Source organism: Streptomyces venezuelae (assembly GCF_008642335.1).
GTDB classification, from domain to species: Bacteria; Actinomycetota; Actinomycetes; order Streptomycetales; family Streptomycetaceae; genus Streptomyces; species Streptomyces venezuelae_F.
Genome location: NZ_CP029191.1, coordinates 4,102,420 through 4,125,753, shown reverse-complemented (window position 1 = coordinate 4,125,753; position 23,334 = coordinate 4,102,420). Strand labels below are relative to the sequence as shown.

General features: G+C 71.1%; 21 protein-coding genes. 6 read left to right on the top strand and 15 right to left on the bottom strand.

Features of this window, described 5'->3' with window-relative positions:
- The first annotated feature begins 10 nt into the window (after positions 1 to 10).
- Positions 11 to 835: a maleylpyruvate isomerase family mycothiol-dependent enzyme gene (locus DEJ49_RS18590; RefSeq protein ID WP_150185154.1), complete on the top strand. Its 825-nt coding sequence runs from the start codon at positions 11 to 13 to the stop codon at positions 833 to 835.
- An 18-nt stretch (positions 836 to 853) separates the two neighbouring features.
- Here DEJ49_RS18590 and DEJ49_RS18585 read toward each other — a convergent pair whose 3' ends face one another.
- Both DEJ49_RS18585 and DEJ49_RS18580 read right to left on the bottom strand, forming a co-directional pair.
- Positions 854 to 2,161, bottom strand: coding sequence for an MFS transporter (locus DEJ49_RS18585; protein ID WP_150185153.1), 1,308 nt, complete (start codon positions 2,159 to 2,161; stop codon positions 854 to 856).
- Positions 2,158 to 2,850, bottom strand: a complete 693-nt coding sequence (locus DEJ49_RS18580) for a GntR family transcriptional regulator (RefSeq protein WP_150185152.1) — start codon at positions 2,848 to 2,850, stop codon at positions 2,158 to 2,160. Before DEJ49_RS18580 ends, DEJ49_RS18585 begins: the two co-directional genes overlap by 4 nt.
- Before the next feature lie 196 nt (positions 2,851 to 3,046).
- On the opposite strand from DEJ49_RS18580, the gene DEJ49_RS18575 reads away from it, so the two are divergent.
- The gene (locus DEJ49_RS18575; protein ID WP_223832888.1) at positions 3,047 to 3,943 is read left to right on the top strand and encodes a D-alanyl-D-alanine carboxypeptidase family protein; all 897 of its coding nucleotides are present in this window, start codon (positions 3,047 to 3,049) and stop codon (positions 3,941 to 3,943) included.
- Between the two features lie 66 nt (positions 3,944 to 4,009).
- Here DEJ49_RS18575 and DEJ49_RS18570 read toward each other — a convergent pair whose 3' ends face one another.
- The 3 genes from DEJ49_RS18570 to pdhA (DEJ49_RS18560) are packed head-to-tail and all read right to left on the bottom strand — an operon-like array spanning position 4,010 to position 7,649.
- Complete coding sequence (locus DEJ49_RS18570; RefSeq protein ID WP_150185151.1) at positions 4,010 to 5,455, bottom strand: dihydrolipoamide acetyltransferase family protein; 1,446 nt, start codon at positions 5,453 to 5,455, stop codon at positions 4,010 to 4,012.
- A gap of 11 nt (positions 5,456 to 5,466) precedes the next feature.
- Positions 5,467 to 6,447 carry an alpha-ketoacid dehydrogenase subunit beta gene (locus DEJ49_RS18565; RefSeq protein ID WP_150185150.1) on the bottom strand — a complete coding sequence of 327 codons (981 nt, stop codon included), beginning with the start codon at positions 6,445 to 6,447 and terminating at the stop codon, positions 5,467 to 5,469.
- 2 nt (positions 6,448 to 6,449) lie between these two features.
- The gene (gene pdhA, locus DEJ49_RS18560; protein WP_150185149.1) at positions 6,450 to 7,649 is read right to left on the bottom strand and encodes a pyruvate dehydrogenase (acetyl-transferring) E1 component subunit alpha; all 1,200 of its coding nucleotides are present in this window, start codon (positions 7,647 to 7,649) and stop codon (positions 6,450 to 6,452) included.
- A gap of 405 nt (positions 7,650 to 8,054) precedes the next feature.
- Between pdhA (DEJ49_RS18560) and DEJ49_RS18555 the strand changes: the two genes are divergently transcribed.
- Both DEJ49_RS18555 and DEJ49_RS18550 read left to right on the top strand, forming a co-directional pair.
- Entirely contained in the window at positions 8,055 to 8,717 is a 663-nt protein-coding gene (locus DEJ49_RS18555) for a response regulator (protein ID WP_150185148.1), read from the top strand.
- A 114-nt stretch (positions 8,718 to 8,831) separates the two neighbouring features.
- Positions 8,832 to 9,254 (top strand): pyridoxamine 5'-phosphate oxidase family protein, encoded by a 423-nt coding sequence (locus DEJ49_RS18550; protein WP_150185147.1) that lies wholly within the window; start codon positions 8,832 to 8,834, stop codon positions 9,252 to 9,254.
- A 15-nt stretch (positions 9,255 to 9,269) separates the two neighbouring features.
- Here DEJ49_RS18550 and DEJ49_RS18545 read toward each other — a convergent pair whose 3' ends face one another.
- A complete protein-coding gene (locus DEJ49_RS18545) occupies positions 9,270 to 10,832 on the bottom strand; it encodes a protein kinase domain-containing protein (protein WP_150185146.1) in 1,563 nt (520 codons plus the stop codon).
- A 305-nt stretch (positions 10,833 to 11,137) separates the two neighbouring features.
- Here DEJ49_RS18545 and DEJ49_RS18540 point away from each other — a divergent pair, with 305 nt between their 5' ends.
- Positions 11,138 to 12,787 (top strand): protein kinase domain-containing protein, encoded by a 1,650-nt coding sequence (locus tag DEJ49_RS18540; protein WP_150185145.1) that lies wholly within the window; start codon positions 11,138 to 11,140, stop codon positions 12,785 to 12,787.
- Between the two features lie 94 nt (positions 12,788 to 12,881).
- On the opposite strand, the gene DEJ49_RS18535 is transcribed toward DEJ49_RS18540, so the two are convergent.
- The 9 genes from DEJ49_RS18535 to pdhA (DEJ49_RS18495) all read right to left on the bottom strand — a co-directional run bounded on the left by DEJ49_RS18535 (position 12,882) and on the right by pdhA (DEJ49_RS18495) (position 22,606).
- Positions 12,882 to 13,427 (bottom strand): bacterial proteasome activator family protein, encoded by a 546-nt coding sequence (locus DEJ49_RS18535; RefSeq protein WP_150170031.1) that lies wholly within the window; start codon positions 13,425 to 13,427, stop codon positions 12,882 to 12,884.
- A 100-nt stretch (positions 13,428 to 13,527) separates the two neighbouring features.
- On the bottom strand, positions 13,528 to 13,965 hold the full coding sequence (locus DEJ49_RS18530) for a hypothetical protein (protein WP_150185144.1): 438 nt from the start codon (positions 13,963 to 13,965) through the stop codon (positions 13,528 to 13,530).
- An 87-nt stretch (positions 13,966 to 14,052) separates the two neighbouring features.
- A complete protein-coding gene (locus tag DEJ49_RS18525; protein ID WP_150185143.1) occupies positions 14,053 to 15,030 on the bottom strand; it encodes an NAD(P)H-quinone oxidoreductase in 978 nt (325 codons plus the stop codon).
- A gap of 21 nt (positions 15,031 to 15,051) precedes the next feature.
- On the bottom strand, positions 15,052 to 16,149 hold the full coding sequence (locus DEJ49_RS18520) for a potassium channel family protein (protein WP_150185142.1): 1,098 nt from the start codon (positions 16,147 to 16,149) through the stop codon (positions 15,052 to 15,054).
- Complete coding sequence (locus DEJ49_RS18515) at positions 16,146 to 17,762, bottom strand: molybdopterin molybdotransferase MoeA (RefSeq protein ID WP_150185141.1); 1,617 nt, start codon at positions 17,760 to 17,762, stop codon at positions 16,146 to 16,148. The genes DEJ49_RS18520 and DEJ49_RS18515 overlap by 4 nt, the downstream gene beginning before the upstream one ends.
- Positions 17,759 to 18,760, bottom strand: coding sequence for an NTP transferase domain-containing protein (locus DEJ49_RS18510; RefSeq protein ID WP_150185140.1), 1,002 nt, complete (start codon positions 18,758 to 18,760; stop codon positions 17,759 to 17,761). The genes DEJ49_RS18515 and DEJ49_RS18510 overlap by 4 nt, the downstream gene beginning before the upstream one ends.
- Before the next feature lie 107 nt (positions 18,761 to 18,867).
- Positions 18,868 to 20,436: a dihydrolipoamide acetyltransferase family protein gene (locus tag DEJ49_RS18505; RefSeq protein WP_150185139.1), complete on the bottom strand. Its 1,569-nt coding sequence runs from the start codon at positions 20,434 to 20,436 to the stop codon at positions 18,868 to 18,870.
- A complete protein-coding gene (locus tag DEJ49_RS18500; protein WP_150185138.1) occupies positions 20,436 to 21,464 on the bottom strand; it encodes an alpha-ketoacid dehydrogenase subunit beta in 1,029 nt (342 codons plus the stop codon). Before DEJ49_RS18500 ends, DEJ49_RS18505 begins: the two co-directional genes overlap by 1 nt.
- The gene (gene pdhA / locus DEJ49_RS18495; RefSeq protein ID WP_150185137.1) at positions 21,461 to 22,606 is read right to left on the bottom strand and encodes a pyruvate dehydrogenase (acetyl-transferring) E1 component subunit alpha; all 1,146 of its coding nucleotides are present in this window, start codon (positions 22,604 to 22,606) and stop codon (positions 21,461 to 21,463) included. Before pdhA (DEJ49_RS18495) ends, DEJ49_RS18500 begins: the two co-directional genes overlap by 4 nt.
- Before the next feature lie 206 nt (positions 22,607 to 22,812).
- Here pdhA (DEJ49_RS18495) and DEJ49_RS18490 point away from each other — a divergent pair, with 206 nt between their 5' ends.
- Positions 22,813 to 23,307, top strand: a complete 495-nt coding sequence (locus tag DEJ49_RS18490; protein ID WP_150188320.1) for an Lrp/AsnC family transcriptional regulator — start codon at positions 22,813 to 22,815, stop codon at positions 23,305 to 23,307.
- Positions 23,308 to 23,334 lie beyond the last annotated feature (27 nt).

Below are 23,334 nucleotides of genomic sequence, written 5' to 3'. Positions count from 1 at the left end.
AAGGGGTCCCGTGAGTCTCCATCCCAGCCTGCAAACCTACGCCGATGCCTGGACGCACTCCGTCGAAGCGATATCCGAGCTGGTGTCGCCGCTCGCCGAGGGGGAGTGGAACTGGGCCACCCCCTGCCCCGGCTGGTCGGTGCGCGACATCGTCTCCCATGTCATAGGCCTGGACTGCGAGATGCTGGGCGACCCCCGCCCGATCCACACCCTGCCCCGCGACCTGTACCACGTACAGACCGAGGGCCAGCGGTACATGGAGATGCAGGTCGACGTGCGGCGCCACCACACCGCACCGGAGATGACCTCCGAGCTGGAGTACACGATCATCCGCCGCTCCCGGCAGCTGCGGAACGAGTCGCGGGACCCCTCCACGAAGATCCGCGGCCCCCTCGGCTCCGAGCAGACACTCGAACTGGCCATGCGGCTGCGGGCCTTCGACGTCTGGGTGCACGAACAGGACCTCCGCACCACGCTGCGCAAGCCCGGCAACCTCGACTCCCCCGGGGCGTACGTCGCACGGGACCTGCTCCTCAAGGGCCTCCCGAAGGTCGTCGGCGAGAAGGCCGGCGCCCCCGCGAACTCGGCGGTCGTCTTCGACGTCAGCGGGCCCGTCGAGTTCCTGCGCACGGTCCGCATCGACGCCGAAGGCAAGGGCACCGTCGACAACGCGCCCTCGCTGGGCCCGCTCGCCACCATCGCCCTGGACTGGGAGACGTACTTCAGACTCGCCTGCGGCCGCGTGACGTACGCGTCGGTCGCGGACCGGATCAAGGCCGAGGGCGACCAAGAGCTGGCGGACGCGATCCTGCGGAACTTCGCGGTGACGCCGTAACCCCGTCAGGCGGGGACCTCAGGCCGGGACGTGCACGGCCTCGACGCGGCTCGCGACGAGCTGCTCCCGTTCCCTGCGCACGGCCCGCGACTTGAGCCGCAGGATCTGGACGAGGCCGAACGCCTCCAGGACGAAGACGGCGGAGAACGCGATCCGGTAGTTGTCGCCGGTCGCGTCGAGCAGCACGCCGATCGCCAGCAGGGTCGTCATGGAGGCGATGAAGCCGCCCATGTTGGTGATGCCGGACGCCGTGCCCTGCCGCTCCGGCGGGTTCGCGGGCCGCGCGAAGTCGAACCCGATCATGGAAGCGGGCCCGCAGGCGCCGAGGACCGTGCACAGGACGATCAGCAGCCACATCGGGGCGTGCTCGCCCGGGTAGGCGAGCGTCGCGCCCCAGGCCGCCGCCGTCGTCCCGATGGTGCCGAGCGCCAGCGGGAGGCGCGCGGCGTGGTGCCGGGCCACGATCTGGCCGTAGACGAGACCGATGACCATGTTGGACAGCACGACGAGCGTGAGCAGTTCACCGGCGGTCGCCCGGGACAGGCCCTGCGCCTCGACGAGGAACGGCAGGCCCCACAGCAGCAGGAACACCATCGCGGGGAACTGCGTCGTGAAGTGCACCCACAGACCGAGCCGGGTGCCGGGCTCCCGCCAGGACAGGGCGATCTGCTTGCGCACGAACGCCGCCCCGGTGTGCGGCACCGGCTCCGGTTCGTGGCCCTCGGGGTGGTCCTTCAGGAACAGCGACATGAGGACGAGGACGACGACACCGCACAGCGCGCTGCCGGCGAACGCGGCCGTCCAGCCGACGGAGTGCAGCAGGCGGGCCAGGACGAGCGTCGAGACGAGGTTGCCCGCCATGCCGACGAGGCCGGCGAGCTGGGCGACCATCGGGCCGCGCCGGGCAGGGAACCAGCGGGTGCCGAGCCGCAGGACGCTGATGAAGGTCAGCGCGTCACCGCAGCCGAGCAGGGCGCGGGAGACGAGCGCCATGCCGTACGAGGGCGAGAAGGCGAAGCCGAGCTGCCCGATCGTGAAGAGGACGACCCCGATGGTCAGCACCTTCTTGGTGCCGAGCCGGTCGACCATCAGGCCGACGGGTATCTGCATGCCCGCGTAGACGAGCAGCTGAAGTATGGAGAAGGTCGACAGGGCCGACGCGTTGACGTGGAAGCGGTCGGCGGCGTCGAGGCCCGCGACGCCGAGGGACGTCCGGAAGATGACGGCGACGAAGTAGACGGCGACGCCGATCGACCAGACGAGGACGGCCTTCCTGCCGCCCGGGGGGTCACCGGGCAGGGAGACGGGTGCGGTGGACGCGCTCATCGGACCTCGCCCCTCGCCAGGTTCTGGAACCAGCCGACGTGCCGCGTCACGACCGCCACCGCCGCCTCGGCGTCACCGGCCACCAGCGCGGCGAGGATCTCCTCGTGCTCGGCGAGGGTCTTGGCGATCCGGTCGGGGTGCGAGTGCATCACGGCGACGCCCATCCGCAGCTGCCGGTCGCGCAGCTGGTCGTAGAGGCGGGAGAGGATCTCGTTCCCGCCGCTGCGCACGATCTCCGCGTGGAAGCAGCGGTCGGTGACGGCGGCCGCGGCGAAGTCCCCGGCGGCGGCCTGCACCCGCTGCTGGGCGAGTAGCTCGGCGAGCCGTTCGAGCAGCGCCGCGGGCGCGGGGACGGCCTTGCGCACCGCGTGCGTCTCGACGAGCAGCCGCGTCTCGACGACGTCCGCGATCTCCTGCGCGGAGACGGGCAGCACGAGCGCGCCCTTCTTCGGGTAGAGCCGCAGCAACCCCTCGACCTCCAGCTTCAGCAGCGCCTCGCGCACGGGGGTGCGGGACACGCCCACGGCCTCGGCGAGCTCGCCCTCGGTGAGGAGCGTGCCGCCTTCGTAGCGGCGCTCCAGGACGGCTTGCTTGACGTGCGCGTAGACGCGCTCGGCGGCGGCGGGACGTTTGGCGGGAGTGGCGGAAGCAGCGGGGGCCGTGAGGGTGAGAGCGGTGGCGGCTGGCATGCGCACAGCATAGATACAACAGGTATACAGCGGTATCACCGTCCACATGCCGGGCACCCCGGCTCAGGCGCCCCGGCGCGCGCCCGCGCCCGAATTTCCCCGGTGCATCAGCGCATCCATCCGCCCCTCTCGTTCGTCTAATGAGTGAGCGGCACCCTCATGCAGCCGCAGCCCAGGGGCATTTGGAGCATTTGTCTTGAATACCGGCATCAAGGGCGCACGTCGCGCGACCGCCGTCCTCGTCACCGCGAGCGCGATGCTCGCCGGCGGCGCCCTCACCAGCCCGGCCCACGCGGCCGCACCCCCGAAGCCGTCCATCGTCGCCAAGGGCGGCTATGTGATGAACAACGCCACGGGGAAGAGCCTGTTCACGAAGTCCGCCGACACCCGCCGTTCCACCGGCTCCACGACGAAGATCATGACGGCGCGCGTGGTGCTCGGCCAGCGAAACCTGAACCTGAACACCAAGGTCAAGGTCGACAAGGCGTACAGCGACTACATCGTCCGCAACAACTACGCCTCGTCGGCCCGTCTGATCGTCGGCGACAAGGTCACCGTCCGCCAGCTCCTGTACGGCCTGATGCTGCCGTCCGGCTGCGACGCCGCCTACGCGCTGGCGGACAAGTTCGGCAAGGGTTCGACCCGCGCCAAGCGCGTGAAGAACTTCATCGGCCAGATGAACTCGACCGCCAAGACGCTCGGCATGCGGAACACGCACTTCGACTCGTTCGACGGCATCGGGCACGGCGCCAACTACTCGACGCCGCGCGACCTGACGAAGCTCGCGAGCAACGCGATGAAGTACTCCACGTTCCGTACGGTCGTGAAGACGAAGTCGACGAAGCAGAAGGTCACCACGAAGTCCGGTGGCTACCGCAACATGTCGTGGACGAACACGAACAACCTCCTCGGCTCCTACCGCGGCGCCATCGGCGTGAAGACGGGCTCCGGCCCCGAGGCGAAGTACTGCCTCGTCTTCGCGGCGACCCGCAACGGCAAGACGGTCATCGGCACGGTCCTGACCTCCTCGTCGCTGGCCAACCGCACCAAGGACGCCAAGAAGCTCATGGACTACGGCTTCAAGGTCGCGTAACGCCGTCCGGCAGCACGACGAGGGCCCCGCCGCGGTGACGCGGCGGGGCCCTCTTCATATACGTGCTTACGCCCAGGTCATGAGCCGCTTCGGCTGCTCCAGGATGGCCGCCACATCGGCGAGCACCTTCGAGCCGAGCTCCCCGTCCACCAGGCGGTGGTCGAAGGACAGCGCGAGCGTCGTCACCTGACGGGGCTTCACCTTGCCCTTGTGGACCCACGGCTGGAGCTTGATCGCGCCGACCGCGAGGATCGCGGACTCGCCGGGGTTCAGGATCGGCGTGCCCGTGTCGACGCCGAAGACGCCGACGTTCGTGATCGTGACCGTGCCGCCCTGCATGGCGCCGGGCGAGGTCTTGCCCGCGCGCGCCGTGGAGACCAACTCGCCGAGGGACTCGGCCAGTTCGGGCAGCGTCTTGGCGTGCGCGTCCTTGATGTTCGGCACGATCAGACCGCGCGGGGTGGCCGCGGCGATGCCCAGGTTCACGTAGTGCTTCTGGACGATCTCCTGGTTCGCCTCGTCCCAGGCCGCGTTGACGTCCGGGTTCCGCTTGATCGCCACGAGCAGGGCCTTGGAGATGAGCAGCAGCGGGTTGACCCGCAGCCCCTCGAAGGCCTTGTCCTGCTTGAGCTCCTCGACCAGCTTCATCGTCCGCGTCACGTCGATCGTCACGAACTCCGTGACGTGCGGCGCCGTGAACGCCGAGCCGACCATCGCCTGCGCGGTGGCCTTGCGGACGCCCTTGACGGGGATGCGGGTCTCGCGGGCGTCCGTGCTCACCACGGGAGCGGGCTCGGGGGCGGCCTGCGGCGCGGGGGCCTCGGTCACCACCGGCTGCGGCTGCGGCTGCGGCTGCGCGGCCGGGGCCACGGCCGCGTGCACGTCCTCGCGGGTGATGATCCCGTCGGGACCGGACGGCGTGACCGTCGCGAGGTCCACGCCGAGGTCCTTGGCGAGCTTGCGGACCGGCGGCTTGGCGAGCGGCCGGGCGCCGTTGTGCCCGTTCAGGGACGGGGACTGCGGTGCCGGTACGGGTGCCGGTGCGGGTGCCGGCTCTGCGGCAGGAACCGCCGCCTCGGCCGCGGCGGGCTTACGGGCCCGTCGCTTGGTGGAGGACTCGGCGACCCCGTACCCGACGAGCACGGGCTTGCGGCCCTCCGGAGCGGCGGTCTCGGGCTCGGCGGCCGCCGCGGCCGGCGCCGGCTCGGGCACCGTCGCCTGCTCGGCGACCGCGGCACCTCCGCCCGCCCCGCCCGAGACGTCCACCGCGATGATCACCTGGCCGACGTCGACCGTGGTGCCCTCGGGGAACCGCAGCTCCCGTACGACGCCGTTGAACGGAATGGGGAGTTCGACGGCGGCCTTGGCCGTCTCGACCTCGCACACGACCTGGCCGTCCGTGACCGTGTCACCGGGCTGGACGTACCACTTGAGGATCTCGGCCTCGGTGAGCCCTTCGCCCACGTCGGGCATCTTGAACTCGGCAAGAGCGGTGTCTGTCATCGTCGTCACGACCCTCTCCCTCAGTACGCCAGCGAGCGGTCGACGGCGTCGAGCACCCGGTCGAGGCCCGGCAGGTACTCCTCCTCAAGGCGCGCCGGCGGGTACGGGGCGTGATAGCCGCCGACCCGCAGCACGGGCGCCTCCAGGTGGTAGAAGCACCGCTCGGTGATGCGCGCCGCGATCTCCGCGCCCGTGCCCAGGAAGACCGGGGCCTCGTGGACGACGACGAGCCGCCGCGTCTTCTCGACGGACGCCTGCACGGAGTCGAAGTCGACCGGCGACATCGAGCGCAGGTCGACGACCTCCAGGGACTTGCCCTCTTCCTCGGCGGCTGCGGCCGCCTCCAGACAGACCTTCACCATCGGGCCGTACGCGGCGAGCGTGAGGTCGGTGCCCTCGCGGGCGACGGTGGCCTTGTGCAGGGGGCCGGGGATGGCCTCCTTGTCGACCTCGCCCTTGTCCCAGTAGCGCCGCTTCGGCTCGAAGAAGATCACCGGGTCGTCGCTCTGGATGGCCTGCTGCATCATCCAGTAGGCATCCGCCGAGTTCGAGGGCGAGACGACCTTGAGGCCCGCGACGTGCGCGAAGAGGGTCTCGGGGGACTCGCTGTGGTGCTCGACCGCGCCGATGCCGCCGCCGTACGGAATGCGGATGACGACCGGCATCTTGATCTTGCCGAGCGCGCGGGCGTGCATCTTCGCGAGCTGCGTGACGATCTGGTCGTACGCGGGGAAGACGAAGCCGTCGAACTGGATCTCCACCACGGGGCGGTACCCCCGCAGGGCGAGGCCGATGGCAGTGCCGACGATGCCGGACTCGGCGAGCGGGGTGTCGATGACCCGCTCCTCGCCGAAGTCCTTCTGCAGTCCGTCGGTCACCCGGAAGACGCCGCCGAGCTTGCCGACGTCCTCACCCATGATGAGGACCTTGGGGTCGTTCTCCAGCGCGGTGCGCAGGGATTCGTTGATCGCCTTGGCGATGGGAAGTTTCTGGACAGCCATGGTTACTTGACCTCCCCGGCCGCGGGGGCGTCCGCGAACGACGCCTGGTAGGCGGCGAACTGGGCGCGCTCCTCGTCCACGAGGGCATGCCCGTCGGCGTAGATGTTCTCGAAGATCGCCATCAGATCCGGATCCGGCATCGCCCGCACCACCTCTCGCACTCGCTTGCCCAACGCTTCGCTCTCGTCGTCGAGTTCCGCGAAAAATCCCTCATCCGCGTGACCTTCGGACTCCAGGTACGCCCGCAGCCGCAGGATCGGGTCCTTGGCCTCCCAGGCCACCCGCTCGTCGTCGTTGCGGTACTTGGTCGGGTCGTCGGAGGTGGTGTGCGCGCCCATGCGGTACGTGAACGCCTCGATCAGCGCCGGGCCCTCGCCGTTGCGGGCGCGCTCCAGCGCCCACTTGGTGACCGCGAGGCAGGCCAGGACGTCGTTGCCGTCGACCCGTACGCCGGGGAAGCCGAAGCCCTGCGCGCGCTGGTAGAGCGGCACCCGGGTCTGCTTCTCGGTGGGCTCGGAGATGGCCCACTGGTTGTTCTGGCAGAAGAACACGACGGGCGCGTTGTAGACCGCGGAGAAGGTGAACGATTCCGCCACGTCGCCCTGGCTGGAGGCGCCGTCGCCGAAGTACGCGATCACGGCCGAGTCCGCGCCGTCCTTGGCCACGCCCATCGCGTAGCCGGTGGCGTGCAGCGTCTGCGAGCCGATGACGATCGTGTACAGGTGGAAGTTGTTGCTGTTCGGGTCCCAGCCGCCGTTGTTCACGCCGCGGAACATGCCGAGCAGGTTCGTCGGGTCCACCCCGCGGCACCAGGCGACGCCGTGCTCGCGGTAGGTGGGGAAGACGTAGTCGTCGTCGCGGGTGGCGCGGCCCGAACCGATCTGGGCGGCCTCCTGGCCGAGCAGCGAGGCCCACAGGCCCAGCTCGCCCTGGCGCTGCAGAGCGGTGGCCTCGGCGTCGAAGCGGCGGGTGAGGACCATGTCGCGGTAGAGGCCGCGCAGCTCCTCCGCGGTGATGTCCGCGACGTACGCGTCGTACACCGCGTTCTTCGCGTCCTCGACCCGCTTGCCCTCGGGCGTCAGCAGCTGAATGAGCTCGGGCTCGGTGCTTTTCTGCGGCGCGGGCTTCCTGGCGCTTGCGCGCTTGCCGCCGCCGGTACTGCTGCGGCGCGGTTTGCGCGCGGCGGTGCTCTCCACGGTCACGTGTGCTCCTCCGTCGGTCCGGCCCCCGGGGGTTACCGGGAAAACCAGTACGGCTCGCCTGGTCCGTGCCCGCGCACGGGGTGGGTGCGACTCAGCCGGGAACAGGCGTGACAGGTGCCCCGGCGAGCGCCCTGCACAAAGCACGTTACCCAGTGCTTCCCATTTCTGTGAAACCCCATCTGACCTGCGAATTTGCTTGGATTTCCAAGTAAACGGTCAGTCAGTCGACATACTCGGATTTCCGAGTATGTCGAGAAAACCGGGAACACTTCCTGGTCACAGCACTGATCACAGCCTGGCAGGGGGCCGGAACACCGGCACGTTATCCCGGCCACCCCGGGGACGGGAAGGGTTCCGAAGGGTTCCGCACGGGCAGACAAAGAGATCGTGTGTGAGACTGGCCCCGTGCGCGAAGATGGAAAAATTACGGTTTTTCTCCTCGACGACCATGAAGTGGTCCGGCGTGGAGTCCATGAGCTGCTGTCCGTCGAGGCCGACATCGAGGTGGTCGGCGAGGCCGGCACCGCGGCGGACGCCCTGGTCAGGATCCCCGCGACCCGCCCCGACGTGGCGGTTCTCGACGTACGCCTGCCGGACGGCAGCGGTGTCGAGGTGTGCCGCGAGATCCGTTCGCAGAACGAGGACATCAAATGCCTGATGCTCACCTCGTTCGCCGACGACGAGGCCCTTTTCGACGCGATCATGGCCGGTGCCTCGGGCTATGTCCTCAAGGCCATCCGCGGCAATGAGCTCCTCACCGCCGTGCGCGACGTGGCTGCGGGCAAGTCCCTGCTCGACCCCGTCGCGACGGCCCGGGTCCTGGAGCGCCTGCGCGACGGCAACAACGCCAAGGGCGACGACCGCCTCGCCAACCTCACCGAGCAGGAGCGGAAGATCCTCGACCTGATCGGCGAGGGCCTGACCAACCGCGTGATCGGTGAGCGGCTGCACCTCGCCGAGAAGACGATCAAGAACTACGTCTCCAGCCTGCTGTCCAAACTGGGCATGGAGCGGCGCTCCCAGGCCGCGGCGTACGTGGCGCGCATGCAGGCGGAGAAGCAGCACTGACGCGCCCCGGAGCGCGACGGGCGGGACGATCCTTCGGTTCAGGGACTTACGTCCTCCGTTGATGGGGGCGGGATCCCCTTTTCCGACGCCCCGTCGATGAACCAAGGTGGGTGCATGCCCACCGACGACCGGCTCGCCTTCGAACTGCTCCGCCGCACCGACTACGGCCGGGTGGCGACCAGCATGCGCGCACTGCCCTTCCTCGCCGCGGCGCGGCACATCGTCGTGGACGGGAAGATCCTGCTCCGCATGCACAAGGGATACGGCTACCACCAGGCCTGCGTCGGCAGCGTCGTCGCGTACGGCGCGGACAACCTCAACGTGGCGAGCGCGAAGGACGTCCAGTGGACCGTCCAGCTCGTCGGCGTCTGCGACCGGGTCGAGCCGACCAACGCGGAGCTCGAACTCTTCGGGCCCACCCCGCACTACGTGGACGGCGAGCTCTTCGACCCGGTCTACCTGCGGATAGAGCCGCAGTTCACCACGGTCCACACGCTGCACACCGGTCACGACCGCCAGCTGCAGCACATTTTGTAACCCGCCGGGCCCGGCTCAGGCCCCTTCGCCGTCGGCGCCGCCGTTGCCCGCGCCCTCGTCGTCGCCACCCGGGTCGGTCGGGTCGTTCGTCGGCTCGGTCGGGTCCTTGGTGGGCGGGGACGGATCACCGGTGGGCGTGGACGGATCACCGGTCGGCGTCGTCGGGTTCCCGGTGGGCGTCGTCGGACGCGTCGTCGGGTACGTCGGATTCGTCGGCCGGTTCGTCGGCTCGGTGTAGTCCGTCTCGCCGCCCGTGCCCGTGTCCGGGTCCGACGTCTCGTCCTGCGTCTCGTCGTCCGCGCTCTTGCTCGGCTCCTTCGACTGGGACTGCTTCGTCGCGGGAGTCTTCGGCGGGTCCTTCTTCTCCTTCTTGTCGCTCGCGCTCAGCGCGAACGCCACACCCACCGCGATGGCGATGATCGCGAGCACGGCGACGATCCACAGCCTGCCTCGGCCGCCCTTGCCGCCGTGGTGCCCGCCGTCGAAGCCGCCGTCGTCACCCGGCGGCCGCAGCATCGGGCTCGGGATCTGCGCGGTACCGGAGTCCGGGTGCGCCATAGCCGTGGTGCCCCCGACGCCCATGGCGGGGGTGTTGCCGCCCTCGTGCATCGCGACGGGGCCGGTGTTCCAGGTCCCCGTGTGGCTGCCCTGCTCGGCCAGCATCTGCAGCCCGTACTGGACCAGGCCTCGCATCTCCTCGGCGGTCTGGAACCGGTCGTCCGGATCCTTGGCGAGGGAGCGCATGACGAGCCCGTCCAGCTCCGGCGGCGCCGCGTCCGAGACCTCGGACGGCGGCACGGCCTGGTCCTGGACGTGCTGATAGACGACGGAGAGCGGCGTCTCACCGGTGAACGGGGGCCGCAGGGCGAGCAGCTCGTAGAGGAGACAGCCCGTCGCGTACAGGTCGGAGCGGTGGTCGACGGCCTTGCCGAGCGCCTGCTCCGGCGAGAGGTACTGGGGCGTGCCCATGACCATGCCGGTCTGCGTCATCGTCGACTGCGCGCCGTGCAGGGCGCGCGCGATGCCGAAGTCCATCACCTTCACCGCGCCGGTGTGGGTGATGATCACGTTCGCGGGCTTGATGTCGCGGTGCACGATGCCGTGCTGGTGCGAATAGGCCAGGGCTTCGAGGACGCCCGAGACGATGATGAGCGCCTGCTCCGGACCTGGCGCCTCCGCGTTGAGCAGCAGATCGCGGATCGTCCGGCCCTCGACGATCTCCATGACGATGTACGGGACGACGTTCGGCCCGACGACGTCTTCACCGGAGTCGTACACGGCGACCACAGCGTGGTGGTTGAGACCGGCGACGGACTGCGCCTCGCGCGTGAAACGCGCCTTGGAGACGGGGTCCTCTGCGAGGTCGGAACGGAGCAGCTTGACCGCGACCGTACGCCCGAGACGTACGTCTTCGGCCGCGAAGACCTCGGCCATGCCGCCCCGGCCGAGTCTGTGGGTCAGCCGGTACCGGCCGTCGCCGACGAGCCCGCCGTTCCCCCACAATTCAGGCGCGTCTGACATACCGCCGCCAGTCGCCTCGGGGTCGGACGGGCCCTGAGCGCGCTGCGTCTGTGCCATCAGTCCTCGCCGTCGTTTCTGGTCGTGGTACTTGGTGCCGAGTACGTGGAGATACCGGGTACTCAGTCGGCCACGCTACAGCCTTCGCGCCCCCCGCCGGTCCGAGGTGGACCGGACATCAAAGCCGCCCCGGGGCCCCATGCGCAAACTTGTAACGCTTCCGAGACGCTTCTTGCGCGTACGGTCACGGAACGGGCACCGAGCTTGACGCGTCATCGTCCTCGGGCAGACTTGGCCTGGAATAGCGGTAATCGATCAGGAGCCGCGGAGCCGTCCGGCAGCCGCGCCGATGGGGGACGCACGAGATGAGCAGCCAGGACGGCGCACAGGGGCGGTACGCGGGGCGTTCGCTGGCCGGTGGCCGCTACCAACTGCGCGATCTGCTCGGCGAGGGCGGCATGGCCTCGGTGCATCTCGCGTACGACACCGTCCTCGACCGCCAGGTCGCAATCAAGACACTTCACACCGAACTCGGTCGCGAACAGTCCTTCCGCGAGCGCTTCCGCCGCGAGGCCCAGTCGGTGGCGAAGCTCACGCACACGAACATCGTCTCGGTCTTCGACACCGGTGAAGACGACCTGGACGGCACGACGATGCCGTACATCGTCATGGAGTACGTCGAGGGCAAGCCGCTCGGCTCCGTGCTCGACGCGTCCGTCGCCCAGTTCGGCGCGATGCCGAGCGACCAGGCGCTGAAGATCACCGCGGACGTCCTCGCGGCGCTGGAGATCAGCCACGAGATGGGCCTGGTCCACCGCGACATCAAGCCCGGCAACGTCATGATGACCAAGCGCAACGTCGTCAAGGTCATGGACTTCGGCATCGCCCGCGCGATGCAGTCCGGCGTCACCTCCATGACGCAGACCGGCATGGTCGTCGGCACCCCGCAGTACCTCTCGCCCGAGCAGGCCCTGGGCCGCGGCGTCGACGCCCGCTCCGACCTCTACTCGGTCGGCATCATGCTCTTCCAGCTGGTCACCGGGCGGCTGCCCTTCGAGGCGGACTCGCCGCTCGCCATCGCGTACGCGCACGTCCAGGAGGAGCCCGTCGCGCCCTCCTCGATCAACCGTTCCTTGCCGCCGGCCGTGGACGCGATCGTCGCCCGCGCGCTGAAGAAGAACCCGAACGAGCGTTTCCCGACCGCCGAGGCCATGCGCGACGAGTGCCTGCGCGTCGCCCAGTCCTTCCAGGCGGCGGCCCCGAGCATCGTGCCCGGCGCGCCGACCGCGAGCGGCGCGGGCGTCGGCTCGGCGGTCTTCCCGCCGGTCGACACGTCGATGCCGCAGAGCGGCGCCGTCCAGACGCCGTACCAGCCGGGTTCGTACGGCCCCGCGACCCCGGCCCCCGCGCCCACCCCGGGCTACGGCTACCCGCAGCAGAGCGGCTACCAGACCCCGCCGCCCGTCAACGCGTACGCACCGCAGCAGCAGGGGGCGCACACCCCGCCGCCGTACAACCTCTCGCCGCAGCCCGCCACGGCGACCTCGCCGTCCGGTTCCGGGGGCTCGGGCGGCGGCAAGGGCGGCAAGCGGAACATGCCGGTGGTCGTCGGTTCGATCGTCGTCGCGCTCCTCGCCATCGGCGGCCTGATCACCGCGCTGACGCTCAACGGCGGCGACGAGGGCAAGGAAGCCGGCGGCGACAAGACGAAGCAGCCGGTCGCCGGTCACAAGGGTCCCGACCGGACCCAGGTGATCGAGACCGAGAAGTGCACGGAGCCCGAGGTCGGCTACAACGACGAAGAGAAGATCAAGGTCCCGGACTTCACGTTCAAGGACTGGAGGTCGGTCCTCTCCTGCCTGCAGTCGGCCGGCTGGGGCTTCGACAAGCGCAAGGTCAATGAGAACGCGTACGGCGAGGACACGGTCATGCGGCAGACCCCGAAGGAAGGCACGGAGGTCGACCCGAAGAACCTGGAGATCCAGTTCGACGTGTCCACCGGCAATCCGGCCTAGTCCCGGTTTCGCAGGTCTCACGCGGAGGGGCTCGGTACGCGGTGTGCGTACCGAGCCCCTCTGCGCTGTCCCAGTTCAGGATCAAGGTCAGGGTCTACAGGTAAGGGCCGCCCGTGCGGCCCGCGATGCCGCCGCTCTCGTCCTCGTCCTCGCCGCCGCCCACGCCCGGCGGCAGCGCCCGCCGCATGGACTCCAGCTGGGCCCGCGCCGCCATCTGCTGGGCGAACAGCGTCGTCTGGATCCCGTGGAAGAGGCCCTCAAGCCAGCCGACCAGCTGGGCCTGCGCGATCCGCAGCTCCGCGTCGCTCGGCGTCGCCTCCTCGGTGAAGGGCAGCGAAAGCCGCTCCAGCTCCTCGACCAGCTCGGGGGCGAGGCCGTCCTCGAGCTCCTTGACCGAGCTCGCGTGGATCTCCTTGAGACGGACCCGGCTCGCCTCGTCGAGAGGAGCCGCCCGCACTTCTTCGAGCAGCTGCTTGATCATGCTGCCGATGCGCATCACCTTGGCCGGCTGTTCGACCATCTCCGTCACCGGGACCTCGCGGGATTCGTCGTCTCCGCCGCCACCGAGTGCCATTCCGTCCTGGCCCACGACCAGGACCTGGGGGCTCTCCGGCGACCGTTCGTTCCTCGGCATCTCCATGCCGCCATTCTCTCGCACCCGTACGTCACACATCGGTGGTGCCCCCATACGCGGCTGATCCACCCTGTGAGGCGACCTCTGGCCGGCTCTCAGCCGCGGCTCATCCGCGGCGCAGCCGGAGCCCCAGGAAGCCGAGTCCGAGTCCGATGAGGACGAGTCCGCCGCCCAGGGGGAGGACGCGGAGGTTGGGCAGCACGGGGCCGACCGGGGCACGTTCGGTGGGGTCGGCCGCGGTGTCCCGGTGGGCGGCCGGGGTCGGCCTCGGCTGCCTCGGGGGCGGGGCGACCGGGGGCGGGGTGTGGGGGACGGGGGTCGGATCCAGGATGGGCGGCTGCGCGCCGCCCGGACGCTCACGCCCCTCACCGGCGGGGCTGCCGGCGCGCGCGGTCTCCTCGACCGTGGTGACGGTGGTGTCGGGCGCGGATTCGGCGGCGTGCGCGGTGGGGGCGGGGGCGTACGCCGTCAGGGCCGCGAGGTACGCCGCGCCGACCAGGGTGATCGCGGGGGCCGTGCGGCGGCTCGCCCAGGATGCCTTCACGGGATCAGCGTCACATGAGGGGGCATGTCCGGCATCTCGGGTGGGGTGAGCGGGCGGGGCAGTGCCCCACCCGCCGCCTGTGACCCGCTACCGGGTGAGCAGCACCTTGCCGATGTGGCTGCTCTCCTCCAGGACGCGGTGTGCCGCCGCCGCGTCCCGCATCGGCACGGTCTGGTCCACGATGGGCCGCACGTGGCCCCCACCGATGAGCGGCCAGACGTGCTCCCGTACGGCCGCGATGATCGACGCCTTCTCGGCGGCCGGGCGGGCGCGGAGCGACGTGGCGGTGACGGCGGCCCGCTTGGTGAGCAGCGCGCCGATGTTCAGCTCGCCCTTGGCGCCGCCCTGCATGCCGATGATCGCCAGGCGGCCGTTCACGGCGAGGGCGCGCACGTTCCGGTCGAGGTACTTCGCGCCCATGTTGTCGAGGATGACGTCCGCACCCGCCCCGTCCGTGGCGCGCTCGATCTCCTCGACGAAGTCCTGCTCGCGGTAGTTGATGAGGACGTCGGCCCCCAGCTCGCCGCAGAACGCCAGCTTCTCCTTGCTGCCCGCCGTGACGGCGACCTTCGCGCCGACGGCCTTGGCGAGCTGGATCGCCATGGTTCCGATGCCGCTCGAACCGCCGTGCGCGAGCAGCGTCTCGCCGGGCCTGAGGTGGGCGATCATGAAGACGTTGGACCACACGGTCGAGGTGACCTCGGGCAGCGCGGCCGCCGTGACGAGGTCGACGCCGTCCGGCACGGGCAGCAGCTGGCCTGCCGGGACGACGACCTGCTCCGCGTAGCCGCCGCCGGAGAGCAGCGCGCACACCTCGTCGCCGACCGACCAGCCGGAGACGCCGGGGCCGAGTGCGCTGATGCGTCCCGAGCACTCCAGGCCGGGGTACGGGGAGGCGCCGGGCGGCGGGTTGTAGAAGCCCTGCCGCTGCAGCAGATCGGCGCGGTTGACGGCGCTCGCCACGACCTCGACGAGCACCTCGCCCTCGCCTGGCACGGGATCGGGGACCTCGGCCCAGACGAGCGCTTCAGGGCCACCGGGTTCGGGGATCGTGATCGCATACATGCTGGCGAGGCTACTCCCGGCTCAGTTCGGACGCAGAGGCTTGATGTCCGGGGCGACCGACGTGCCGGGCGACGCTCGTACGATCGTGATCAGGCGGTCCGTGAGCTCCAGCTTCCCGACGGCCGGGTCGTCGTATCCGAGCACGCGATGCCCTCGTACGACACTCACCACCAGGTCGTCCGTCTCCCGCACGCTCAGCCCCACCTCGGCCTTTATGACCGGACGTTCGACGAGGTCGAGGCCGCTGCCCTGCTGGATGAGGTCCTCCATGACCATGCCCGCGCTGGGGCTGAGCACGGAGAGACCGAGCAGCCGGCCCGCCGCACTGGCGCTGGTGATCACGGCGTCCGCGCCGGACTGACGGAGCAGCGGCGCGTTCTCCTCTTCCCGCACCGCCGCCACGATCTTCGCGCCGCGGTTCAGCTGCCGGGCGGTGAGCGCGACCAGCACCGCCGTGTCGTCGCGCTGTGTCGCGATGATGATCTGGCGGGCCCGCTGCACCTCGGCGCGGAGCAGCACATCGCTGCGCGTGGCGTCGCCGATGACGCCCGCGAACCCCTCCGCCGTGGCCGCGTCGATCACCTTCGCGCTGGGGTCGACGACCACGATCTGCTCCGGCTTCAGACCGGTCGCACAGACCGTCTGGATCGCGGAACGACCCTTCGTACCGAAGCCGACGACAACAGTGTGTTCACGCAAGTTGGACCTCCAGCGGGACAGACGCCATTCCTCGCGCGTCCGTTCCGTGAGCACTTCGAGAGTGGTGCCGACCAGGATGATCAGGAAGAGCACGCGCAACGGCGTGACCAGAAGAATGTTGGTGAGCCGCGCGCTGTCGCTGTACGGGACGATGTCGCCGTATCCCGTGGTGGAGAGCGTGACCGTCGCGTAGTAGGCGGAATCGAGGAAGTCGAGACGGTTGTCCGAGTTGTCGTGGTAGCCGTCGCGGTCGATGTAGACGAGGACCGTCGTCAGGGCCAGCACGAACAGCGCCATCGCGAGACGCCGGGTGACCTGGCGCAACGGACGCTCGACCGTGCGCTGGGGCAGCTTGATGCGGTGTGTCGTGTGCTGCTCTTCGGGGTGACGCGCCATGGCGTCATGCCCGGGAAGTTTCACGTGAAACGCTCCTCGCCGTCTACGACTGCCCCATCCCCGGGCCCAGCCCCCGCCTCGGGCCCGGCCCCGGATCCGGTGCCGATACCGGCTCCGGAACCTGCGCTGTCATCGGCTTGGCCCCCGTCAATCGGACCACCGTACAAAGGCGCGCCCGCGCCCGTTCCGGTGCCCACCTCGGGAACGGCCCAGGGCAGGTCAAGTACCTCGACCTCCCTGCCCGCCCTTGCTCCGCCGGGCGGCACGACGGCCAGGCCGTCGGCCGCCGCGATCCCGCGCAGCATCGCCGGGCCGTTGAAGTGCAGCGGCACGGCACGCTCACCGCGCAGGGCGACCGGGACGAGGCGGGTGTCGTGCGGATGCCCCTGGACGCCGTCGCGCAGGGGAGCGGTGTACGTGGAGGGCCCGCCGCAGCCCGCCGCGCGGCCGGAGAGCGTGCGCAGCAGGGGTTCGGCCAGCGTGAGCAGACCGGACACGGCGGCGAGCGGGTTGCCGGGCAGGCCGACGAGGTGCCGCCCCGCCCCGACGCGGGCCAGCAACATGGGGTGTCCCGGGCGCACCGCGACGCCGTCCACGAGCAATTCGGCGCCGAGCCGACGCAGGATGGGGTGGACGTGGTCGACCGGGCCCGATGCGGTTCCGCCCGTCGTGACGATCAGGTCGGCGGTGGACGAGGTGATCGCGTCGTGGAGGGCTTCGGCGTCGTCACCGAGCCGCCTGACGGCGGTCACTTCGGCGCCCAGCGCGTGCAGCCAGGGCGGCAGCATCGGGCCGAGCGCGTCCCGGATGAGCCCTTCGCGCGGCAGGCCGTCCGTCAGCAACTCGTCGCCCAGGACGAGGACTTCGGCGCGAGGCCTGCGGAACACCGGCAGGGCGTCGTACCCGGCCGCCGCGGCGAGCCCGAGTACGGCGGGGGTCACCAGGGCGCCGGCGGGCAGGAGGTGCTCGCCTGACCGGCACTCCTGGCCGCGCGGCCGGATGTCCTGGCCGGTGATCACGTCGCGCAGGGCGTGCAGTCTGCCCTTGTCGTCGATCCTGCCGTGCTCGCTGCGCAGCACGGCCGTGGCGTCCTGCGGAATGCGGGCGCCCGTCGCGATCCGGACCGCCTCACCGTCGGAGAGGGCGTCCGGCCGACCATGCCCGGCCAGGATTCCGTCGGCCCGTACGGCCCAGGGGCCGGGCCCGCCGACGACCCAGCCGTCCATCGCCGAGGTGTCGAAGGACGGCAGGTCCGTGAGGGCGGTGAGGGGCGCGGCGAGGATCATGCCGAGGGCCCGGTGCAGCGGTACGTCGACGGGCTCGGTGCCGGGCCCTGGTACGGCGCGCTCGGCGCGGGCGCGGGCGGCGGGCCAGGGGGTGGTGTCGCGGTGCTCGTCCGGGGCGGGGGCCTCGTGGCTGCCGGAGCGGGCGGCGGGGGTGGAGGGTGGCGCGGACGACGGTGGGGAGGGTGGGGCGGGGGCCGACGTCGGGGGTGGGGCCGATGGTGACCGGTGCGCGGGGTCGCCGGGGGTGCTGTGAGTGCTGTGGGTGCTGTGGCTGCTGTGGGCGTCACGGTGCCCGTTCACCAGGGCGAGCGCCTCGTCGAGCTCGGCGTCCGACGCGGGCTGCCCGGTCATCCGGCGCTCGGAGGCGTCTGGGGGGCGGAGCCGGGTTTCGCGGGGGTGGGGGTCGCGGCGCCTGGCTGAGGGGTGCCGGGCTGAGGGGTGCCGGGCTTGGCGTCCTGCTGGTCCTCGTCCGCCCAGCGGGCCGCGAGAGCCGCGGCCTTGCGGGTCGCCTCGGCCACCGCCTCGGCACCGCCGCCCGCTCCGCCGCGCGCCGCGGCCTGCGCGGCCGCGTACCCGACGAGGAACGTGGTCAGCGGTGCCGCGGGCCTGGCCACGCCGTGCGCGGCGTCGCGAGCGAGGTCCAGGAGGGCGCCGGTGTCGACGTCGAGCTCGATGCCCAGCTCGTCCTTGACTGCGGAAATCCATTCATCCAACACGTTGCCATGCTCCCTGATCCGCGCCCGGGCGGACGCGATGTCGTCCCAGGTGTCGCAGTCGAAAGCGGCGAGGGGGTCGGCGACCCGGGTGAGGGCGAGCCGCCCGGTGAGCCGCCGCAACGGCAACCCGGCGAGCCCACCGCCCTTGTGGCTGTGGCCGTGGCCGTGGCCGTCCCGTTCGCCGAGCACGGCGATCTCCCGCAGGAGTGCGTCACGCCGATAGGCCGCGACGAGCGGCTGGTCGCGGCCGTCGGGGTCGGTGAGGACCGCACCGTCCGCCCCGCTCCCGGCCAACGCGTCGAGGAGACGGCGTACGGTCGGCTCGCCCAGGAACGGCAGATCGGCGGAGAGCACGACCACCCGTTCCGCCGACGTGCGCGCGAGCCCCGCGTCGAGCGCGGCCAGGGGGCCGCCGCCCGCGGGCTCCTCGCGCGCCCAGACGACGGGACGCGCGGTCGGCCGAGGCGCGGCCACCACGACGGTCGTACCGGCACCGGAACAAGCCGCGAGCACCCGGTCGATCAGCGCGCGGCCGCCGACCCGCACCCCCGGCTTGTCCGCGCCGCCGAGGCGGGCGGCGCCGCCCCCGGCGAGCACGACGGCGTCGTACGGGTCGCCCTCTTTCGTGGTCACACCCCGAGTATGGGCATACGAAGGATCATTGACACCCCTGCGAAGGGCCCTACGGGCAGGGGCCTTACGTCACGCGCCGCTGGAGGCCCCTTCCGCGCCGCTACGCCTCACACCGACCGCAGCAGCACCGCCGGCTGCTCGACACAGTCGGCCACGTACCGCAGGAAGCCGCCCGCCGTACCGCCGTCGCACACCCGGTGGTCGAAGGTGAGCGACAACTGCACGACGTGCCGCACGGCCAACTCGCCCTGGTGCACCCACGGCTTGGGCACGATCCGGCCGACGCCCAGCATGGCCGCCTCGGGGTGGTTGATGATCGGCGTGGAGCCGTCGACCCCGAACACCCCGTAGTTGTTGAGCGTGAAGGTGCCTCCGGTGAGCTCCCCCGGCGTGAGCGTTCCCGCGCGCGCGGACTCCGTGAGCCGTATCAGCTCCGCGTTGATCGAGTCCGTCGACCGCGACTGGGAGTGCCGGACCACGGGGACGACCAGGCCGCGCGGGGTCTGCGCGGCGAAGCCGAGGTGGATGTCGGCGAACTGCCGTACCTCACGCTCCTCCATGTCCACGGTGGAGTTGAGCGCCGGGAAGCGGGCCAGGGCGGCCACGCTGATCCGCGCGAGGAGCGCGAGCAGCGACACCTTGTGGCCGTCGCGGTCCGTCATCGCGTCGTTCATGGACCTGCGGGCCGCCAGCAGCTCGGTCGCGTCGGCGTCGACCCAGCAGGTCGCCTCCGGTATCTCGCGGCGACTGCGGGACATCTTGTCGGCGACGAGTCCACGGAGTCCGGTCAGTGGGTGGCGGGAGTAGAGGCCGGCCTTGCGCGGCTCCTCTCCGGCCTCCACGCTCTGCCGGGCTTCGTGACGCCCGGCGCGGATCAGCTCGTCGTCGTCCCGGACGGCTGCCTTGACCGCCCGCGTGCGTGCTTCCACGGCGGCGTCGACGTCGGCCCGCAGAATCAGCCCGTCCGGCCCGGACCCCACCAGACTGCGCAGGTCCACGTCGTTCTCCCGCGCCAGCTTGCGCACGAGCGGGGAGATCACGGGAACCGGCCCGTCGGAGGCGGAGGCGGGTGCGGCGGCGTGCGCGGCGGGAGCGGCCGCCGCCGGAGCGGGTGCGGCCGCCGCCGGAGCAGCGGGTGCCGGTGGAGCAGCGGGTGCCGGTGCGGCAGGCGGGGAGGCCGGCGGGGCGGAGACCCGCACAGTCCGCACCCGACGCCGCCGCGCAGGCGCCGCAGCCGTCCCGTACCCGACGAGCACGTTCCCGGAGGACTCCTCGGCGTCCTGCTCCGCGGCAGCACGCTCCGCGGCCGTCTGCAGCGCCCGCTCGGCAGGCTCCTCAGGCGCCCCGCCGGAAACCGCTCCGGCCGAGACCGCCCCGCCGGAACCCACCGCGCCAGAACCCGCCCCGCCAGAACCCGCCCCGTCAGAGCCTTCTCCCACCGCGACCGTCAACAGCGGTGCGCCCACCGGCAGTTCCGCGCCCTCCTCGCCGAAGCGGGCCGTGACCACGCCTCCGTAGGGACACGGCACCTCGACCATCGCCTTGGCCGTCTCGACCTCGACGACCGGCTGGTCCACGGTCACGACGTCACCAACCTCGACGAGCCAGCGGACGACTTCCGCCTCCGTCAGCCCTTCCCCGAGGTCGGGCAGCTTGAATTCAAGGACCTGCGCCATCAGCTGTCCGCCTCCCACTGCAGCCGCGCGACCGCGTCCAGGATCCGGTCCACGCCCGGAAGATGGTGCTTCTCCAGCATCGGCGGCGGATACGGGATGTCGAAGCCCGCGACCCGCAGCACCGGCGCCTCCAGGTGGTGGAAGCACCGCTCGGTGACGCGCGCGGCGATCTCGCCGCCGGGGCCACCGAAGCCGCCGGACTCGTGGACGACGACGGCCCGCCCGGTCCGCCGCACGGACGCGGCGACCGTCTCGTCGTCGAACGGCACCAGGGAGCGCAGGTCGACCACTTCGAGGTCCCAGCCCTCGGCGCGGGCCGCCTCGGCCGCCTCCAGGCAGACGGGCACGGACGGCCCGTACGTGATGAGCGTGGCGCTGCGTCCGGAGCGCCGGACCACCGCACGGCCTATCGGTTCAACGGTCTGCGGCGCGTCCGGGTTCCAGTCCGCCTTCGACCAGTAGAGCCGCTTCGGCTCCAGGAAGACGACGGGGTCGTCGGAGGCGATGGAGGCGCGCAGCAGCCCGTAGGCGTCGGACACCGTGGCGGGGGTGACGACGTGCAGGCCGGGCGTCGCGATGTAGTACGCCTCGGAGGAATCGCTGTGGTGCTCGACGCCGCCGATGCCGCCGCCGTAGGGCACGCGCACGGTGATGGGCAGCGGCAGCGTCCCGCGCGTGCGGTTCCGCATCCGCGCCACGTGCGAGATCAGCTGCTCGAAGGCGGGGTACGCGAACGCGTCGAACTGCATCTCGACGACCGGCCGCAGCCCGTACATCGCCATGCCGACCGCCGTGCCGAGGATGCCCGCCTCGGCGAGGGGCGTGTCGGTGCAGCGGTCCTCGCCGAACTCGGCGGCCAGCCCGTCGGTGACCCTGAAGACACCGCCGAGCGCTCCGACGTCCTCTCCGAGGACGTGGACGGACGGGTCCTCGGCCATCGAGTCCCGCAGCGCGCGCCCCAGCGCCTGCGCCATGGTGGCCGGTTTCGTCGCCGGTTTGGTGACCGGCTTGGCCGCGACCGTGCTCATCGGGTCTCCTCCTCAGCCTCTTCCGCGGCCACTTCGAGTTCGGCACGCAACTGCGCCGCCTGCTCCCTGAGCTGGGAGGTCTGCTCGGCGTACACGTGCGTGAAAAGGTCCATGGGGTCGAGCACGGGCTCCTGGTTCATGTGCTGGCGCAGGTCGGCGGCCATGGCCTCGGCGTCTTCGCCTGCCTGCCGCTTCATGTCGTCGTCCAGGAGTCCGCGCTCCGTCAGCTCCCGCTCCATGAGCAGGATCGGGTCGTGGTCGCGCCAGGCTTCGACGTCGGTGTCCTGCCGGTAGCGCGTGGCGTCGTCGGCGTTCGTGTGCGCCTCCATGCGGTACGTGACCGCCTCGACGAGCGTCGGGCCGCCGCCCTCACGCGCGCGGGCCACCGCCTCGCTCAGCACCTCGTGCATCGCCGCCGCGTCGTTGCCGTCGACCAGGCGCCCCGGCATGCCGTACCCCACGGCCTTGTGGGCCAGGGACGGGGCCGCGGTCTGCTTGGCGAGCGGCACGGAGATCGCGAAGCCGTTGTTCTGCACGAGGAAGACGACGGGGGCCTGCCACACCGCGGCGAAGTTCAGCGCCTCGTGGAAGTCGCCCTCGCTGGTGCCGCCGTCGCCGACCATGGCGAGCGCCACGACGTCGTCGCCCTTGAGCCGGGCCGCGTGCGCGAGGCCCACGGCGTGCGGGAGCTGGGTCGCAAGAGGGGTACTCAGGGGCGCTATACGGTGCTCGCGCGGGTCGTACCCGGTGTGCCAGTCGCCGCGCAGCAGGGTCAGCGCGCTCGCGGGGTCGAGGCCGCGGGCGACCACGGCGAGCGTGTCCCGGTAACTGGGAAAGAGCCAGTCCCGCTCCTCCAGGGCGAGGGCGGCGGCGATCTCGCACGCCTCCTGCCCGGTGCTCGAGGGATAGACCGCCAGCCTGCCCTGCTTGGTCAGCGCCGTCGCCTGCGTGTTGTACCGACGGCCGCGCACGAGCTCCGCGTAGAGCCGGCGCAGCAGCTCCGGGTCGACCTTGTCGGCGGCGTCGGTGCCCAGAACGCGGTAGGGCTCCTCGTCCGGCAGCAGCGGCGCGGGGTCGGTCCTGGGCTGCCAAGCGGGGGGCGGGGTGGGCCGGTAGGCGCCCCGCTGCTCCATGACCGTCATGACGGCACCTCCTGGGGGAAGCGGTCTCCTCGTGAGGAGCGGCAAAAGAGGCGCGCCGACGTGATGCGCCTCACCTACCGATTGTTCGGTCGTCGGCACATTTTGGCTACAGGCACCTCCAGGCTGTGGACAAACGGTTCTGCACAGCCTGGGATGGATGCAGTACGTCCATGGTAGGGAGGCGGGGGGACATGGCATCTGAACGAATGGCCGACGGGCCGGACGGCGACCGCCCGGAGCCACAGATCCCGGATCCGCGCCCCCTGGACGCCATAGACCGCGACATCCTGCAGATCCTGCACACGGACGGTCGCGCCTCGATACGTTCCGTGGCCGAACGGGTCCATGTGTCACGGGCCAACGCGTACGCGCGCATCAACCGCCTCATCGACGACGGCGTCATCCGGGGCTTCGGGGCGCGCATCAATCACGAACGCGCCGGGCAGGGCGCGTCCGCGTACATCACGCTCAAGATCGTCCAGAACACCTGGCGCACGGTGCGCGAGCATCTGCGCGCACTGCCAGGTGCGTCCCACATCGCGCTGGTCAGCGGTGACTTCGACGTACTGCTTCTGGTGCACACACCGGACAACCGGGCCCTGCGCGAGCTGGTGCTCACCCGGCTGCAGTCCATCCCCGAAGTCCTCAGCACGCGTACGTTGCTGGTCTTCGAGGAGGACGACATGGAGCCGGAGAGCTGAGAGCCTGCCCCGCCCCGGGGTCCCGGG